Raw genomic sequence first — 15,842 nt, forward strand, 5'->3', positions numbered from 1 at the left:
AATCGACGCATTCAAACCAACGATGAGGCAATCCCGTGGAAAAGATTTTTCACCAACCACTGGGCGGCAACGAAATGCCGCGCTTCGCCGGCATTGCCACCATGATGCGCTTGCCGCACCTGCAATCCGCGGCCGGTCTGGACGCTGCTTTTGTCGGCGTGCCACTGGATATCGGCACCTCGCTGCGCGCCGGGACCCGTTTCGGCCCGCGTGAAATTCGCGCTGAATCGGTGATGATTCGCCCCTACAACATGGCAACCGGCGCTGCGCCGTTTGACTCGCTGTCAGTGGCCGATATCGGCGACGTGGCGATCAACACGTTCAACCTGCTGGACGCCGTGCGCATCATCGAAGAAGCCTACGACGAAATCCTTACCCATGACGTGGTGCCGATGACGCTGGGCGGTGATCACACCATTACCCTGCCGATCCTGCGCGCCATTCACAAGAAATACGGCAAGGTTGGCCTGGTGCATATCGATGCCCACGCCGACGTCAACGATCACATGTTCGGCGAGAAAATCGCCCACGGCACCACCTTCCGCCGCGCGGTTGAAGAGGGCTTGCTGGACTGTGATCGTGTTGTGCAAATCGGCCTGCGCGCTCAGGGCTATACCGCCGAGGACTTCAACTGGAGCCGCAAACAGGGCTTCCGCGTGGTTCAGGCTGAAGAGTGCTGGCACAAATCCCTCACCCCGTTGATGGCCGAAGTTCGCGAAAAAGTCGGCGGCGGTCCGGTGTATCTGAGTTTCGACATTGATGGTATCGATCCGGCCTGGGCACCAGGCACCGGCACCCCGGAAATTGGCGGCCTGACCACCATTCAGGGTATCGAGATCATTCGCGGCTGCCAGGGCCTGGATCTGGTCGGTTGCGATCTGGTGGAAGTCTCGCCACCGTACGACACCACCGGCAACACTTCCCTGCTGGGCGCTAACCTGCTGTACGAAATGCTGTGTGTCTTGCCGGGTGTGACCCACCGCTAAAAACAAACGACGAACCGTTGGAGCGAGGCTTGCCCGCGAATGAACCGCCGCGTTTTGCCAGAGACACCGCGTTAGCGTTCTTCGCGGGCAAGCCGCGCTCCAACAGAGGTGATACATGAGCGACCACAACAACGTACTGCAAGCCGCCGCCGATCTGGTGACGGCGTTTGCCAGCAATAACCGCCAAACGTATTTCGAGGCGTTCAGCCCGGATGCGACCTTTGTGTTTTACACCCTGGAAAAACCGCTGCTCAGCCGCAGCGCTTATCAGACGCTGTGGGACAGCTGGCGGGAAGATGGATTTGAAGTGCTGTCGTGCGCATCCAGCAACGCCGATGTCAGCGTGTATGGCGATGTAGCGATTTTTCTCCACGACGTGACCACCGAATTGCGCGTAGCAGGCGAGCAAAGCATCAGTCAGGAACGCGAAACTATCGTGTTTGCCCGCCAGATGTCCGGAAGCTGGCTCGCCGTTCACGAACATTTGTCGGCTATTCCCTAATAAAAAAGCAGTATTCCACAAGCACCAAATGATCGGAGCAGATCATGGATAACAATAAACAGCGTGCCCCCACACAACGTCCCACCAGCAGCATCGAAACCTTCGGCGTAGAACAGATTCCCAATCACGCCCGCAGTGCCACTCCCCACGATTTGTTCCGACTGATTTTCGGCGGCGCCAATACCTTTGCCACCGCAGTGCTGGGCAGTTTTCCGGTGTTGTTCGGCTTGTCCTTTCAAGCAGGCGTCTGGGCGATTGTTCTCGGCGTATTGATCGGCTCGATCATCCTCGCGCCAATGGGCCTGTTCGGCCCACTCAACGGCACCAACAACGCGGTATCGTCCGGCGCGCATTTCGGTGTGCATGGCCGAATCGTCGGTTCGTTCCTGTCGTTGCTCACCGCAATTGCCTTCTTCTCGCTGTCGGTCTGGAGTTCGGGCGATGCATTGATCGGCGGCGCGAAACGCCTGATCAACCTGCCGGAAACCGATCTGACCCTCGGCCTCGCCTACGGCCTGTTCGCCATCCTGGTGCTGACCGTCTGCATCTATGGCTTTCGATTCATGCTGTGGGTCAACAAGATCGCAGTCTGGGCGGCCAGTTTGCTGTTCCTGCTGGGGATCTTCGCGTTTGCCGGGGCGCTTGATGCGGGCTTCGCCGGGACAGTTGCCATGGGCCAGGAAGGTTTCTGGGCGGCGTTCATCGGCTCGGCGCTGGTTGCCATGAGCAATCCGGTATCGTTCGGCGCATTCCTCGGCGACTGGTCGCGCTACATTCCACGGGATACGCCCAAGCGGCAGATCATGCTGGCCGTCATCGGCGCCCAGACGGCCACGCTGATTCCGTTCCTGTTCGGCCTGGCCACCGCGACCATCGTCGCCATCAAGGCGCCGGACTACATCGCCGCCAATAACTACGTCGGCGGCCTGTTGGCGGTGTCGCCCACCTGGTTCTTCCTGCCGGTTTGCCTGATCGCGGTAATCGGCGGCATGTCCACCGGCACTACGTCGCTGTATGGCACCGGGCTGGACATGTCCAGCGTGTTCCCACGCGTGTTGTCACGGGTCAAGGCAACGCTGTTGATTGGCGTGATGTCCATCGCGTTCATCTTCATCGGCCGCTTCGCCGCCAACCTGGTACAGAGCGTTTCGACCTTTGCTGTGCTGATCATCACCTGCACCACGCCATGGATGGTGATCATGATCATCGGCCTGCTGGTGCGGCGCGGCTTTTATTGCCCGGATGACCTGCAAGTCTTCACCCGTGGCGAAAAAGGCGGTCGTTACTGGTTCAGTCACGGCTGGAACTGGCGCGGGTTGGGTGCCTGGATTCCCAGCGCACTGGTCGGCTTGTGCTTCGTGAACCTGCCGGGGCAGTTCGTCGGCCCGCTGGGCAATCTCGCCCAAGGCATCGACATCAGTCTGCCGGTGACCCTAGGCCTGGCGTCGCTGGTGTATCTGGCGCTGCTGAGCCTGTTCCCGGAACCTGCCGCTGTGTATGGCCCCAACGATCCACGCAGCCTGAAACCCCTTGAAGCCGCGCCGGTAGCGGAACAGACGGTTGTCTGAAGGCTGCCGATAGTCGGCGCACAAAAAAAGGATGTCCGTGGACATCCTTTTTTACATCTGGAGCCTTCTACGCCCTGAGTTACGGCGGATTTGAGCTAGCCTTGAGGATGCAGTGGCAAGAGATGCATGCAAACCACATGCGCATGGATCGATTTGGAAACACCCTGTTTTATGGAAGTTGGGGCTGATCCTCTAAATGACGGATAACAGGGGCTTTCATGAATCGCAACGAAATCCAGCAACACGTCTTCAACACGATAGGCAGAATTCTGGTCGACAAGTCAGAGATTCATGAAGATTCCAGCTTCAAGGATTTGATGCTCGATGAGGACGATGTAAACGAGCTGTTCAAACAATTGCAGGATGACTACGGCTTTGAATTCCCGGCCGCCGTCAAACTGCGGGCCGTCGAAAAACCGGAAGAGTTGATCCTGCCCATGCTGGTGGACTTGATCCTGATGCTGAAAAAAGACCAGCCAAAGCGCTCGGGCGAAAAAACCGAGGGCACAAGCAAGGAATAAAAAGAAAGATCAGGCCGCCATTCAGGGCCTGTTATCAGCGACGGGACGCGGGCGCGCCCCGGCAGAAGACGCCGTTTCGACTACCGACGTGGACGGCGTTGTTTATCGTTCTTGTCGTTGCTGCGCACCGGAATCGGTTGCAGTTTGGGCCGTTCGATAAGACCCAAGGCAACGCCCAGATCGTGAAGCCATTCTTGCAGTTTGGTATTCATAAAGCCCCCTTCAGGGAAATACTCGACGACCGACATCTTCAAGCCGCTTCAACAGAATAGTGCTATTTCACACTTTACGCCTGCTACCGAGTGTCGCGGAAAAACATTTTTCCCGATGTGCCCAATGTGACAGCTCTGAGGCTGATCCCACGTATTTAAACGACCAACGGCAGCGCAGGACATGCGCGGACACAGTTTAGGACCGGACCAGCCCGCGCAACTTGCGCCGAATCCATTGTTCGCCACTGACCAGGGTGATCCCGAGCAAAACCAGAATCGCCCCGATCACAAAGTTGAAGCTCAACGGTTCACCCAGCAACAGCACGCCGAAGGTCACGCCAAACAGCGGCGTCATGAACGAAAACACCGCCAGATTCGACGCCAGGTAACGGCGCAACAGCCAGAACCAGGCGAGATAGCTCGCGCACGACACCACCAATCCTTGAAACAGCACGCTGCCAATGCCGACCGGGGTCAGCTCAACCTGGGTGATCTGGCCGCTGAGCGCAGCAATCAGCAGCAGTCCGACCAGACAAACCATCAATTGATAAAACAGAGTCAGGGTTACCGGCGCTTCGGACAGTCGAGATGCGCGCACTACCACCGTGGTCGCGCCCCACGCCATCCCCGCCAGTACGCCAAGGCCATCGCCGATGAGCATGTTGCGGTCGATGCCGGTCAGCGACAGGCCACCAACAAAGGCCGTAGCGATACCGGCGAAGGCGAGAAAAATGCCCAGCCACTGCAGCGGTCGCAGCCGCTCGCTGGGCAGGCGCCAGTGCAGCCCCAGCGCGGTGAAGATCGGCGCGGTATAAAGGAACACCGACATGTGCGCAGCACTGGTCAGCGCCAGGCCCTGGGCGATGAATAAAAACTCCAGGCCGAACAGCGATCCGGCCAAGAGCCCGGCGCGCCAGGTGCTGCTGATCTTGTTCAGACCGCCTTGCCAGCACAGCGCAATGCCGACGATCAGCGCGGCGATGCCGGAACGTCCCGCAGCCTGCATGATCGGCGCAATGTCCGGCGCAGCCCACTTGATCAGCACTTGCTGCAAGCCCCATATCACGCAAAGCACGAGCATGACTCGCAGGGCGAAACCATCGGCGCTTTTGCGCGTGACACTCATATCAACGAGTCCGTTCAGGAAAAGAAAAGCGGCGGATCATCTCACACCTTCTATTCAGGCAACTGCACCAGACCTTCGTCGTCGGTCATCGCCCGCTCCAGCAGATCCGCTGGCAGGTTCTTGCTGGCACGTGCGCCAAGCAACTTGAGCTGCTCGCTGCGACTGACCAGATTCCCCCGCCCTTCTGTCAGCTTGTTGCGCGCCGCGCCGTAGGCCTTGTCCAGCTGCTGCAAGCGATTGCCGACTTCATCCAGATCCTGAATGAACAACACGAATTTGTCGTAAAGCCAGCCGGCACGCTCGGCAATTTCACGGGCGTTCTGGCTCTGGCGTTCCTGTTTCCAGAGGCTGTCGATCACCCGCAAGGTCGCCAGAAGCGTCGTCGGGCTGACAATCACGATGTTGCGGTCGAAGGCTTCCTGAAACAGATTGGGCTCGGCTTGCAAAGCGGCGGAAAACGCTGCCTCGATTGGCACGAACAACAACACGAAATCCAGGCTGTGCAAGCCTTCCAGGCGTTTATAGTCTTTGCCGGACAAGCCCTTGACGTGGTTGCGCAGTGACAATACATGCTGCTTCAACGCCACTTGGCCGATCACTTCGTCGTCGGCGCTGACGTATTGCTGGTACGCCGTAAGGCTGACTTTGGCGTCGACCACCACCTGCTTGTCGCCCGGCAGCATGATCAATACATCCGGCTGAAAACGCTCGCCGTCCGGGCCCTTGAGGCTGACTTGCGTCTGGTATTCACGGCCTTTTTCCAGACCGGCGTGTTCCAGCACTCGCTCCAGAATCAGCTCGCCCCAATTGCCTTGGGTCTTCTGGCCTTTAAGCGCGCGGGTCAGGTTGGTCGCTTCATCGCTCAAGCGCTGATTGAGCTGCTGCAAACGCTCCAGTTCCTTGCTGAGGGAGAATCGCTCTCGGGCCTCCTGCTGATAACTTTCCTCGACGCGCTTTTCGAACGACTGAATGCGTTCCTTGAGCGGATTGAGCAATTGCCCGAGCTGCTGCTGACTGGTTTCGGCGAAGCGCTGCTCACGCTCATCGAAAATCTTCCCGGCCAGCTCGGCGAACTGGGCACGCAGCTCGTCCCGGGAACCCTGAAGGTCATCCAGACGCTGCTGATGGCTTTCCTGTTGCTCACGCAGCTCGGCGGCCAGTGAAGCACTGCGTGCGTCCAACTGGCGCAACTCGGCTTCTTTGGCGGAGCGTTCGACGCTCCAGGCCTGCGCCGCGTCATGAGCACTGTCGCGTTCCTGACGCAGCAGTTCCACTTCCCGGCGCAGCGCAGCAAGGTCGGCCTGCTTCAGCGCATTGGCCTGGCTCAGATCGCTGATTTCATCGCGACTGGCGTCCAGCTGAGCGCTGAGCCCGTCCTGAGCCATTTGCGCAGTGCTCAAACGCTCGTCCAGCAATGCGCTTTCAGCCTGCTGGCGAACCAGTTTGCGCTGGAGCTGCCAGGCCAAGGCCAGTAAAGGTATCGCCGCTGCACCAAGCCCCAGTAAAAGGCTGGTCAAGTCCATCGCCATAGAGACTCCTGGTGTCTGTCTCGAGCCACTGACAGTAAAAGCATGCCGAACTCATATTCCCGGCATTATGCGCAGAACAGCGGTTTGCGCCAGACATCGGTTGTCATGACAAATGCTGCGACTCAGTAACGGTTCAGCTGGCCGAGCAGTCGTTGCGCGTCGAGTGAACCCTTGGCCGATGCCAGTTCGAGCCAGTGCCGGGCCTGGCGAGGTTCGCTGATGGGGGCCTGCGTACACAGGCGGCCGTATTCGTATTGCGCATTGCAATCGCCAGCCCGAGCGGCCTGACGCAGCAGTTCGTGACCGATGCGCCGATCACGGGCGTTGCCACAATCGTGACAAAGCATTCTGCCCAACCGGCTCTGCGCCACCACTACCCCTTGGCGAGCCGGCTGCTTGAGCAGGCGACCGGCAAAATGCTTGATGCTCGGCCTGCTGCCCAGACGCGGACTGTCCAACAGCCACAAGGCAACGCGCAACGAAAACCGCGGCAGTTCGTGTGAGGCAGGTCGAGGCTCTTGGGACGGATCAGGGCGAAGCTTCATAAACACTACGGGGGCAAATCAGGAGGCGCGCAACTCTACACTTTTTCTCGCTGAGGTAAAGTCCCGAAACCAGAGATGCCCGAAATAGAGCAAGCGCTTGGGACAATCCACAGAACCTGTGGATAACTCAGTGGACAACCGTACTTTAACTCTCGCAAACGTAGGCAGAATGGGGCCTGCGCTCAAACTGACGATTTTTTCACCAGTTAAAAAAAACGATGTTTTTCATTGACTTAATAATTCACCACGGTAAATCAAGCTCTTAGGAGCGGTTGTGACAGTGATGTGGCAGCATCGTCGCGCAATGTGCACAACTCCATTTCCAACCGCTATGAGACACGCTTCCCCTCATCGCAAATCCGCCTTGAGCGACACACGATTTCAAGCAGAACAGCTTCTGCGAGGCAGTCGTATGTGCGCAGATCGGGCGCTACCACGGCACAGGTATCGCAAAATCCGGCATTCAACTTTCCAATCTGGTCACGGCAGTAGAATATACGCGGCCATTTTCCAGCGACGGTCGCCTCTGCGTGCGTGAAGTTTTCAAATTTATTGCCCTGTTTTTGTTCGTCTGCACCGTTGCCGTAGCGGTTACTCTGGCGCTGCCCATGCCTGATAACGCCGTGTTCGCCGCTGCAGTGCTGCTGCCAGCCATCGCGCTGGCGCTGATCATCAGCATCGAATTGAGCGAAGGCCGGATCAATGGTGCGGGCGAAATCATGCGCGCCATCGAAACCCGCCAATCCAGGCGTCTCACGCTTGCCGCGTATCTATTGGGCTGCACGCTGGTGGCCGCGACGATGGTGCTGGTCTACGACGGGGTTTTTCGTGCGCAGTGATTTTATTTGATACTGCCCCTTCCATCGCGCTCGATGATCAGTTAGCATTGCCATCGTTAGTACCAAGCTGAAAGTCAATTCTGGTCGAATAATCCCCCCGACAAACATCCTTCCGATTCGAAGGTGTTGTTGCCAAAAAGGGATCGACCACCTCGATGGTTTCCAGACATGAACCCTACGCGCTGATTACCCACGAACGGGAGCTGTAGCGTAAAAAGTTTCATGGCCTGATAGAACCAGCCTGCAATTGATCAGGATCTTCACCCAGAGCGGCGAACCTTTGCTCTTGTTGTGTTGCCTGCCCTCCTAAGTACCTACCGGTCAGCCCGAGCGCCATACTATCCAGCGCGCTTCAACTGTCTGCTTTGTTCCAGTCAGGTTCTTCGCCCTGCCCTACCTGAAAATAACAGGTGTTGGCCCGCGTTTACTGGGACGTTTTATTTTTGCACGGCCTTATTCCGTGTTGTTCAGGAACACCATAACCATGACTACTCATACCCAGACTCAGGATGCCATCCGCACCCTTACTCACGCTTTCGCACCAATGAACTGCCTGATCATGGCTGCTCGCAAAGGCTGCTTCAGCTTCACCATCGTCAACGAACACGGCATCGCTCGTCACAGCGAACGCCTGTACCCCGATCAATACTCCAGCGCCGAGCCGCTGCAGGCCGTGATCGAGCGTACCCGTCAGGCACTGGTTGCCTGATAGAGACCGACCACTGAGCGCCGCTCAACCGGTCAAGAAAGCCCCGCCCCTAGAAAGGCGGGGCTTTTTTTCGTCTGTTTTTCGGCTTTCTGAGTCAGTCGAAAATCCACGCTGCCTATCGCCAAGGGATATATAGAGAGCAGTACTAGACGGGAAATAATTTAAAAACAGGATATTAGACGCAATAGATGACACTACACTTCAACTTGAGCGGCGATGCCGCTTCCGGCGAGCCTGATCCGATTCATCGCTGCCACGCGCCAGGCTCGTTGGCCACTAGCTCCCGAGGGTGTCATGGGAATTGCAGCCGGTGATCTATCTCGACACGTTATTCGGCCGACATTGATGTATCTCGATCGTCATAGCGCTTGCGCCGAATCCTTCCTGCTTGGTGTTGCCGCCAGCCAGTCAGCCCTGGGCGCCGCCCTCGACAGCCGACGCGGCCACGGCCTGTACTGCATCCCTGAACTGCGCCACCGACAGATCTGGGATAACTACCTGGCCCTAGATCCTGAACTGGCCAGCCGGGTGCGCGGTCTTGCCAGCCAGCATGCGTTTCTCACCGGACCGCACTTGGAGCTGACCGTCAACCTGCGCTACTCCACCGCCATCGCCTGGTTGATGGTCGAAGCCCATGGCGTTTTTCTGCCCAGCGATGAAAACCCGCTGTTGATGGCCAGAATCTGGCGAGAAATCTTCGAGCCCCAAGGGCGCTTGAGAGACTTTATCAGCGCATGGCAAAGTTGCGTCGCACCGCTTTCCTATCCCGTGTGAGCGGCCTCTGGAAAATCACGTTAGCGTAAGATCCCACCACATTACGAGGATTGTCCTACAAGAATCGCTCTAACTCGCGGCATTCAGGCTATAGCGCATTGCTAAAAATGTTGGTAATTTCCGCGCGGTGATCAACACGGAGTTCTAATAATGAAAAAAGTAATGCTCAAGACCACACTTAGCCTCGCAGTCAGCCTGGTCTCTTCTCAACTGTTCGCTGCCGGTTTCGCAATCAACGAACAGAGCATCAGCGGGATGGGGACTGGTTTTGCCGGCCGCTCTTCTTCTGCCGATGATGCCAGCACTGTCTTCGGCAACCCTGCCGGGATGTCCCGCCTGAAGAGCGAGCAAGTGAGTGTTGGCGCAGCCGCCATCATCGCCAAGACCGATATCAAGCACGGCCAAGGCACTTTCGGCGGCAGTAACGATGGCGATATGGTACCGGTCGTCGGCGTTCCGATGGGCTACTACGTAAAACCTATCGATGATCACTGGGCATTTGGCGTTGGTGTCTATGTTCCTTTCGGTCTGGTTACCGACTATGAAAGCGGCTTCGCGGGCCGTTACTGGGGCGACAAGAGCCACGTTCAGGTTGTCACCTTTCAACCGACCGTCAGCTACGCCTTCAACGACAAGGTTTCCATCGGGTTTGGCCCGACCATCAACCGCATCGACGGTGAACTGACTTCCTCCACGCTGACCGCCGCTACACCGGGTCGCAACGATGGCAAGGTCAAGATCAAAGGCGACGACACCGCGGTCGGCTTCAACGTCGGCATCCTGGTGCAGGCGACCGACACCACGCGTCTGGGCCTGACTTATCACTCCAAGGTCGATTTCAAACTCGACGGCGACACCAAGATCCAGGGCGCCGGTTTCGGCCCGTTCAGCGGCCAGAAATACGACGCTTCGCTGGATCTGACCACGCCTGAATCGGTCGACTTCTCGATCACGCAACAGCTGGACGAGAACTGGACTGTCTACGCAGGCAGCACCTGGACCCGCTGGAGCCGCCTGGAAGACATCACCGTAAACAACGATGGCGTTCCACGTCAGCTGGGTGGTTCGACTGGCGCCATCGGCACGATCACCGAAGAGCAGAACTGGCACGACACCTGGGCACACGCTATCGGTGCCTCGTACAAGGTCAACAAAGAGTGGACCTTGCGAACCGGTTTCTCGGTGGATCAGTCGCCGACCAACAACACCAACCGTTCGCCACGCATCCCGACCGGCGACCGCAAGGTACTCAGCCTGGGCGCTGGCTGGAGCCCGACCGACAACATGACCATCGACGTGGCGTATTCGTATCTGCACGAAGACAAAGCCAAGATTCGTGATGCCAGTTCGACCAAGGGCGCGTACAGCGCTGACTTCCAGAACAGCGCACACGGCCTGGGTACTTCGGTCACCTATCGCTTCTGATGCTGCGAACCCGGTAGGCTGAAAAAGCTACCGTCCGGCTCACAAAAAGCCCCGCAATTGCGGGGCTTTTTGCTGCATGGCAAACGGATCAAGGCTTGGAGGCAATTGCCTTTTCGACGGCCGCAATCAGCTCCGGATCATCCGGCGCGGTCAGGCTGGAGAAGTTGGCGATGACCTTGCCCTGACGATCAATGACATATTTATAGAAGTTCCAGCGCGGCGCACTGCTTTGCTCGGCGAGCACCTTGAACAGGTGCGTCGCCTCCGGACCTTTGACAATCTGCGGCTCAGTCATGGTGAAGGTCACGCCGTAGTTCACGTAGCAGACCTTGGCCGTCTCTTCCCCATCCCTGGACTCCTGCTTGAAGTCGTTGGACGGTACACCGACCACTTCCAGCCCTTGCCCCTTGAAGCGCTGATTCAGTGCCTCCAGGCTTTTGAACTGCGGCGCGAAGCCACAGAAACTGGCGGTATTGACCACCAGCATCGGCTTGCCGGCGAAGCGCTGGCATAGGTCGATATTTTCCTTGGCGCGCAGTTTAGGTAGCTCGCCCTGCAACAAAGATGGGCATTCGGCAGCCAGAGCCGGGCCGGCCATGGCCAACATCAGAAACGGAAGAGAAAGCCAGCGAATGGTCATACGGCACCTGAGCGCACGAACGGCGCGATAGTTATTGTCTGTGGACACGCTACCCGTCGTTGCAACAAATGCCTAGTCGAACGGATAGCGTCGGCCGGGCAGATCCCCTTTCACAGCTCGGCTCAGCAAGCACCCATACCCAACTGCAACGCAGCCAGGCCGACGCCTTGCCACGCCCACCAGACCAGCGTCAGCAACAGCGCAATGCCAAAGCCGACGCCCCAGGTCCAGAATCTGTTCACACCGCGCTCCCCTGCATTTGCAACCGCGCCACGGGACGCTCGCAAACCGGCCAATTCAGCGCGGCCGCCAGCAGGCTGAGCAGGATCGACACTTGCCAGATCAAGTCGTAATTTCCGGTCCGGTCATACACCACGCCACCCAGCCAACCGCCGAGAAAAGCGCCCAACTGATGGAACAGGAACACAATGCCACCGAGCATCGACAGGTTGCGCACGCCAAACAGCGTGGCGACCGTGCCATTGGTCAGCGGCACCGTCGACAGCCACAACAAGCCCATCGCCACACCGAACAGATACGCCGTGGTCTCGCTCAACGGCACCCACAGGAACAGTGCAATCACCACCGCCCGCAGCAAATACAAACTGGTCAACAGGCGCGGCTTGGACATCCGCCCGCCCAGCCAGCCCGCCGTATAGGTACCGAAGATATTGAACAGGCCGATCAGCGCCAGCACCGTGGTGCCGACCCTGGCCGGCAAATGCTGATCCACCAGATAGGCTGGCAGATGCACGCCGATGAACACCACCTGAAAGCCACAAACGAAGAAGCCCAGGGCCAGCAGCCAGAAGCCGGAATGCGAACAGGCTTCATGCAGCGCCTCGCGCAGGGTCTGCTCGCCACCGACCAAGGCGGTAGGAACGTCCTTGAGCATCATTACCAGGGGCAGGATCAAAGCGACCAACACGCCCAATACCAGCAAGGCACTGGACCAGCCCAGCCAGCTGATCAATCCCAGCGTGCCCGGCAACATGGCGAACTGACCGAACGACCCGGCGGCACTGGCGATCCCCATGCCCATACTGCGTTTTTCCGCAGGCAACGCACGCCCGACCACACCGAGAATCACCGAAAACGAAGTGCCCGAAAGACCGATGCCAATCAGCAGGCCCGCGCTCAAGGACAGGCTCAGCGGCGAGTCGGCCATGCTCATGGTCAGCAAGCCAATCGAATAGAGAATCCCACCGATAAACACCACTTTGGCGGCGCCAAAACGGTCAGCCAATGCGCCCGCAAACGGCTGCGCCAGGCCCCACATCAGGTTTTGAAAGGCAATGGCGAAAGCGAATACTTCACGACCCCAGCCAAAGTCGGCACTCATCGGTGCCAGAAACAGGCCGAAGCCGTGTCGCGTACCCAACGACAGCGCGAGAATCAGCGCGCTGCCCAACAGGATCCAGCCACTGGTACGCCAAACCGATGTCATTGTTATTCTCCAGGCAGGGCCGTTAAATGGGGTACGCGGACATACCCGTAACAGGATGTGTGCAAGAGATGATGGTGTCAATGTTGCCGGCCCGATCCACCGCGTCATCGTTCTTCGCGAGCAAGCTCGGCTCCCACGGGTTTATAAAATCGCCACCAATACCGCCACTTCCAGCAACTCCAGCATCGCACCCGCAGTGTCGCCGGTGGTGCCGCCAAGTCGGCGAAGCATCAAATGCCGCAGCCAGAAGAAGCCGACCGCTGCTACCAACAGCACCAGCACGCCGGAGACTCCCGCGATCAGCACGCACACCAAAGCGCTGACCAGCAAGACCTGCTGACCGGCTTTGCGCGGCAAGTGGTCCGCCAAGGCCTGGCCCAGACCACCAGCACGCACATAAGGCGTGCCGAGGAACAAGCCCAGCATTGCCGCGCGGCCAATCAACGGCGCAAGCAGCAAGCCCAGTGGATGATGATTTTCGATCAACGCCATTAGCGCGCTGAACTTGAGCAGCAGCACCAGCACCAGCGTCACCACCGCAATCGGTCCGCTGCGCGGGTCTTTCATGATGGTCAGCGTGCGCTCGCGGTCGCCGAAACCGCCAAGCCAGGCGTCGGCGCTGTCGGCCAGGCCGTCCAGATGCAGGCCGCCACTGAGCAACACCCAGGCGGTCAGCAGCAACGCCGCGTGAAGCATCAGCGGCGCGCCGTCGAGCAGTGCATTCAACGCCAGCAACAGCACGCCGAACAGCACGCCGACCAGAGGATAGAACAGCAACGACCGGCCCAACTCCTGTGGCTGCGGCATGCCGGGCAGACGAATCGGCAGGCTGCTGAGAAATTGCAGGGCTATCCAGAACGGCAACATCTCAAACCTCCGTGAGCAAACCGCCCGCCGCGACTGTGATCGCCAGCAGCGCACCGTGCCCGACCTGGACTTGCAGCAACTGTTCGCGAGGCAAACCCCGAGCCTGAGCGAGTAGCAAACGCATGACGCCGCCGTGGCTGATCAGCAACACCCGTTCGCCGGCATAAGCCTGCTGCAGGCCCTGCACAGCGGCCAGAACCCGCGTCGAGAACTCAAGCACCGGCTCGCCATTGGGCGGTGTGAAACTGTAGGGATCAGCCCAGAACAGTCCCAACCCTTCGGCGTCGGTTTCCATGAGCTGTGCGGCGCTGTGGCCTTCCCAGTCGCCGAAGTGCAATTCCTGCAACGCGGATTCGAGGCTCAACGGCAACGTCAGTCGTTCAGCCAGTTCTTCGGCAAAACGCGCGCAGCGTTGCAACGGCGAGCTGACGATACGATCCCACGGACCGCCTTCGACCACCGCCGCGCGCATCTGCGCCCAGCCGATATCGGTCAGGGCATCATCAAGGCTGCCGCGCATGCCGCCGCCAAGTTCGGTTTCGCCATGGCGCAGCAGGTCCAGGTGCAAGGTCATGCCGGACGGTCTGCGACGGCGGCTTCGGCGAAGGTCGCCATGCCGCTATGCAGCTGACACGCCAAACGCACCAGCGGCACCGCCAGCGCCGCGCCGCTGCCTTCGCCCAGGCGCAGGCCCAGATCCAGCAGCGGTTCGGCTTGCAGGGTTTCCAGCAAATGACGATGCCCCGGCTCCGCACCACGGTGGCCGAACAGCAGCCATTCGCGGCACGATGGGTTCAAGCGCACCGCCACCAACGCGGCGACGCTACAGATAAAGCCATCGACCAGCACCGCAATGCCTTCCTGAGCGCAGGCCAGATACGCGCCGACCAGCGCCGCAATTTCAAAACCGCCCAGGCTGAACAGGCTTTGCAGAGGATCGCCGGCATGCTCGGCATGCAGCACCAGCGCGGCCTCAATCACCTGGGTTTTACGCGCGATGCCCGCTGCATTCAAGCCAGTACCGGGACCGACCAACAGCTGCGCCGCGCATTCCAGCAACGAGCAGGCCACGGCACTGGCCGAAGCGGTGTTGCCGATGCCCATTTCGCCACCGACAAACAGCTCGCTACCCACCGCCTTGGCGCGCAACACGCTGTCGCGTCCGGCTTGCAGGGCCAGCAAACCCTGTTCCTGAGTCATCGCCGGGCCTTTGGCAAAGTTGGCCGTGCCCGCACCAATCCGCAAATGGCGCACGCCCGGCAAATCCAGCGGTGCGACGGTACCCAGATCCACCACATCCAGTTGCGCAGCCAGTTGCTGCGCCAGCACGCTAATTGCCGCGCCGCCGGTGACGAAGTTGTGCAGCATCTGCCCGGTCACTTCCTGGGGATAAGCCGAAACACCTTCGGCCACCACGCCGTGATCTCCGGCGAAAATCGCGATCCACAGCACGTCGGCCCTGGGTTTGACGCGTCCCTGCAAACCGGCGAGCTGCACAGCAACGCGCTCAAGCTGGCCGAGGGAACCGGTGGGTTTGGTCAATTGCTGCTGTCGCGCCAAGGCTTCTTCACGTGTTGCTACGTTGCTGGCCTGCGCGGGCTTGAGCCACCAGGAATTATTCATAATGCGGATCCTTTCAACGTCAGTGGCAAGCCGGCAACGGTCAACACCACGCGCTGGCAACGTTCGGCCAGGGCTTGATGCAACAGGCCGGCTTCGTCGACATAACGGCGGGTCAACTCACCGAGGGGCACAACGCCCAGCCCGGTTTCATTGCTGACAAAAATGATTTCACCCGGCAGCAGCGCCAGGCAATCGAGCAGCGCCTCGCGCTCCAGCGTCAGGCGCTCGGGGTTTTCCAGCAGTAATAAATTGGTCAGCCACAACGTCAGGCAATCCACCAGCAGGCAACGATCCGGCGCAGCGTTTTCCCGCAGCACCCGGCTCAGCTCGAGCGGTTCTTCGATCAGCCCCCAGTGGTCCGGACGGCGCTGGCGATGCAACGCAACACGCTGGTTCAACTCGGCGTCCACCGGTTGGCTGGTGGCGATATAAATGACGTTCAGCCGCGACTCGCTGGCCAGTTTTTCCGCCAGACGACTCTTGCCGGAACGCGCCCCGCCGAGGATCAGTTGCAGCATCTGTGTGCGCC

General features: G+C 59.2%; 18 protein-coding genes. 8 read left to right on the top strand and 10 right to left on the bottom strand.

Annotated elements, in window-relative coordinates; all coding sequences use genetic code 11:
- Positions 1-35: 35 nt before the first annotated feature.
- The 4 genes from speB to AFK24_RS04175 all read left to right on the top strand — a co-directional run bounded on the left by speB (position 36) and on the right by AFK24_RS04175 (position 3,577).
- Positions 36-986, top strand: coding sequence for an agmatinase (speB, locus tag AFK24_RS04160; protein WP_065832035.1), 951 nt, complete (start codon positions 36-38; stop codon positions 984-986).
- 115 nt (positions 987-1,101) lie between these two features.
- Positions 1,102-1,488 carry a YybH family protein gene (locus tag AFK24_RS04165; protein ID WP_065832036.1) on the top strand — a complete coding sequence of 129 codons (387 nt, stop codon included), beginning with the start codon at positions 1,102-1,104 and terminating at the stop codon, positions 1,486-1,488.
- A gap of 44 nt (positions 1,489-1,532) precedes the next feature.
- Positions 1,533-3,056 carry a purine-cytosine permease family protein gene (locus tag AFK24_RS04170; protein WP_065832037.1) on the top strand — a complete coding sequence of 508 codons (1,524 nt, stop codon included), beginning with the start codon at positions 1,533-1,535 and terminating at the stop codon, positions 3,054-3,056.
- Positions 3,057-3,274: 218 nt separating this feature from the next.
- A complete protein-coding gene (locus tag AFK24_RS04175) occupies positions 3,275-3,577 on the top strand; it encodes a hypothetical protein (RefSeq protein ID WP_065832038.1) in 303 nt (100 codons plus the stop codon).
- Between the two features lie 80 nt (positions 3,578-3,657).
- Here the strand turns inward: AFK24_RS04175 and AFK24_RS31795 are convergent, their stop codons facing one another.
- The 4 genes from AFK24_RS31795 to AFK24_RS04190 all read right to left on the bottom strand — a co-directional run bounded on the left by AFK24_RS31795 (position 3,658) and on the right by AFK24_RS04190 (position 6,989).
- Positions 3,658-3,789 carry a PA1414 family protein gene (locus AFK24_RS31795; protein WP_276204929.1) on the bottom strand — a complete coding sequence of 44 codons (132 nt, stop codon included), beginning with the start codon at positions 3,787-3,789 and terminating at the stop codon, positions 3,658-3,660.
- A gap of 196 nt (positions 3,790-3,985) precedes the next feature.
- Positions 3,986-4,915, bottom strand: a complete 930-nt coding sequence (locus tag AFK24_RS04180; protein ID WP_065832039.1) for a DMT family transporter — start codon at positions 4,913-4,915, stop codon at positions 3,986-3,988.
- 50 nt (positions 4,916-4,965) lie between these two features.
- Positions 4,966-6,330, bottom strand: a complete 1,365-nt coding sequence (gene rmuC / locus AFK24_RS04185) for a DNA recombination protein RmuC (protein ID WP_170826284.1) — start codon at positions 6,328-6,330, stop codon at positions 4,966-4,968.
- A 236-nt stretch (positions 6,331-6,566) separates the two neighbouring features.
- On the bottom strand, positions 6,567-6,989 hold the full coding sequence (locus AFK24_RS04190) for a tetratricopeptide repeat protein (protein WP_065832041.1): 423 nt from the start codon (positions 6,987-6,989) through the stop codon (positions 6,567-6,569).
- A gap of 530 nt (positions 6,990-7,519) precedes the next feature.
- Here AFK24_RS04190 and AFK24_RS04195 point away from each other — a divergent pair.
- From AFK24_RS04195 to AFK24_RS04210, 4 genes are all read left to right on the top strand, one after another.
- The gene (locus AFK24_RS04195) at positions 7,520-7,828 is read left to right on the top strand and encodes a hypothetical protein (protein WP_065832042.1); all 309 of its coding nucleotides are present in this window, start codon (positions 7,520-7,522) and stop codon (positions 7,826-7,828) included.
- Between the two features lie 484 nt (positions 7,829-8,312).
- A complete protein-coding gene (locus AFK24_RS04200) occupies positions 8,313-8,537 on the top strand; it encodes a hypothetical protein (protein WP_020289155.1) in 225 nt (74 codons plus the stop codon).
- A 294-nt stretch (positions 8,538-8,831) separates the two neighbouring features.
- On the top strand, positions 8,832-9,311 hold the full coding sequence (locus tag AFK24_RS04205) for a hypothetical protein (protein ID WP_044901118.1): 480 nt from the start codon (positions 8,832-8,834) through the stop codon (positions 9,309-9,311).
- 150 nt (positions 9,312-9,461) lie between these two features.
- Positions 9,462-10,736 (top strand): OmpP1/FadL family transporter, encoded by a 1,275-nt coding sequence (locus AFK24_RS04210; RefSeq protein WP_065832043.1) that lies wholly within the window; start codon positions 9,462-9,464, stop codon positions 10,734-10,736.
- A gap of 88 nt (positions 10,737-10,824) precedes the next feature.
- Here AFK24_RS04210 and AFK24_RS04215 read toward each other — a convergent pair whose 3' ends face one another.
- The 6 genes from AFK24_RS04215 to cobU all read right to left on the bottom strand — a co-directional run bounded on the left by AFK24_RS04215 (position 10,825) and on the right by cobU (position 15,831).
- Complete coding sequence (locus AFK24_RS04215) at positions 10,825-11,376, bottom strand: glutathione peroxidase (RefSeq protein ID WP_065832044.1); 552 nt, start codon at positions 11,374-11,376, stop codon at positions 10,825-10,827.
- Positions 11,377-11,614: 238 nt separating this feature from the next.
- Positions 11,615-12,823, bottom strand: a complete 1,209-nt coding sequence (locus AFK24_RS04220; protein ID WP_065832045.1) for an MFS transporter — start codon at positions 12,821-12,823, stop codon at positions 11,615-11,617.
- 141 nt (positions 12,824-12,964) lie between these two features.
- Positions 12,965-13,690: an adenosylcobinamide-GDP ribazoletransferase gene (locus AFK24_RS04225; RefSeq protein WP_065832046.1), complete on the bottom strand. Its 726-nt coding sequence runs from the start codon at positions 13,688-13,690 to the stop codon at positions 12,965-12,967.
- Between the two features lies 1 nt (position 13,691).
- Positions 13,692-14,264 (bottom strand): alpha-ribazole phosphatase family protein, encoded by a 573-nt coding sequence (cobC, locus tag AFK24_RS04230; RefSeq protein WP_065832047.1) that lies wholly within the window; start codon positions 14,262-14,264, stop codon positions 13,692-13,694.
- Complete coding sequence (gene cobT, locus AFK24_RS04235) at positions 14,261-15,313, bottom strand: nicotinate-nucleotide--dimethylbenzimidazole phosphoribosyltransferase (protein WP_065832048.1); 1,053 nt, start codon at positions 15,311-15,313, stop codon at positions 14,261-14,263. Before cobT ends, cobC begins: the two co-directional genes overlap by 4 nt.
- Positions 15,310-15,831 carry a bifunctional adenosylcobinamide kinase/adenosylcobinamide-phosphate guanylyltransferase gene (cobU, locus tag AFK24_RS04240; protein ID WP_065832049.1) on the bottom strand — a complete coding sequence of 174 codons (522 nt, stop codon included), beginning with the start codon at positions 15,829-15,831 and terminating at the stop codon, positions 15,310-15,312. The genes cobT and cobU overlap by 4 nt, the downstream gene beginning before the upstream one ends.
- Between the last annotated feature and the right edge of the window lie 11 nt (positions 15,832-15,842).

The organism is Pseudomonas syringae (genome assembly GCF_001698815.1).
Taxonomy (GTDB): Bacteria; Pseudomonadota; Gammaproteobacteria; order Pseudomonadales; family Pseudomonadaceae; genus Aquipseudomonas; species Aquipseudomonas syringae_A.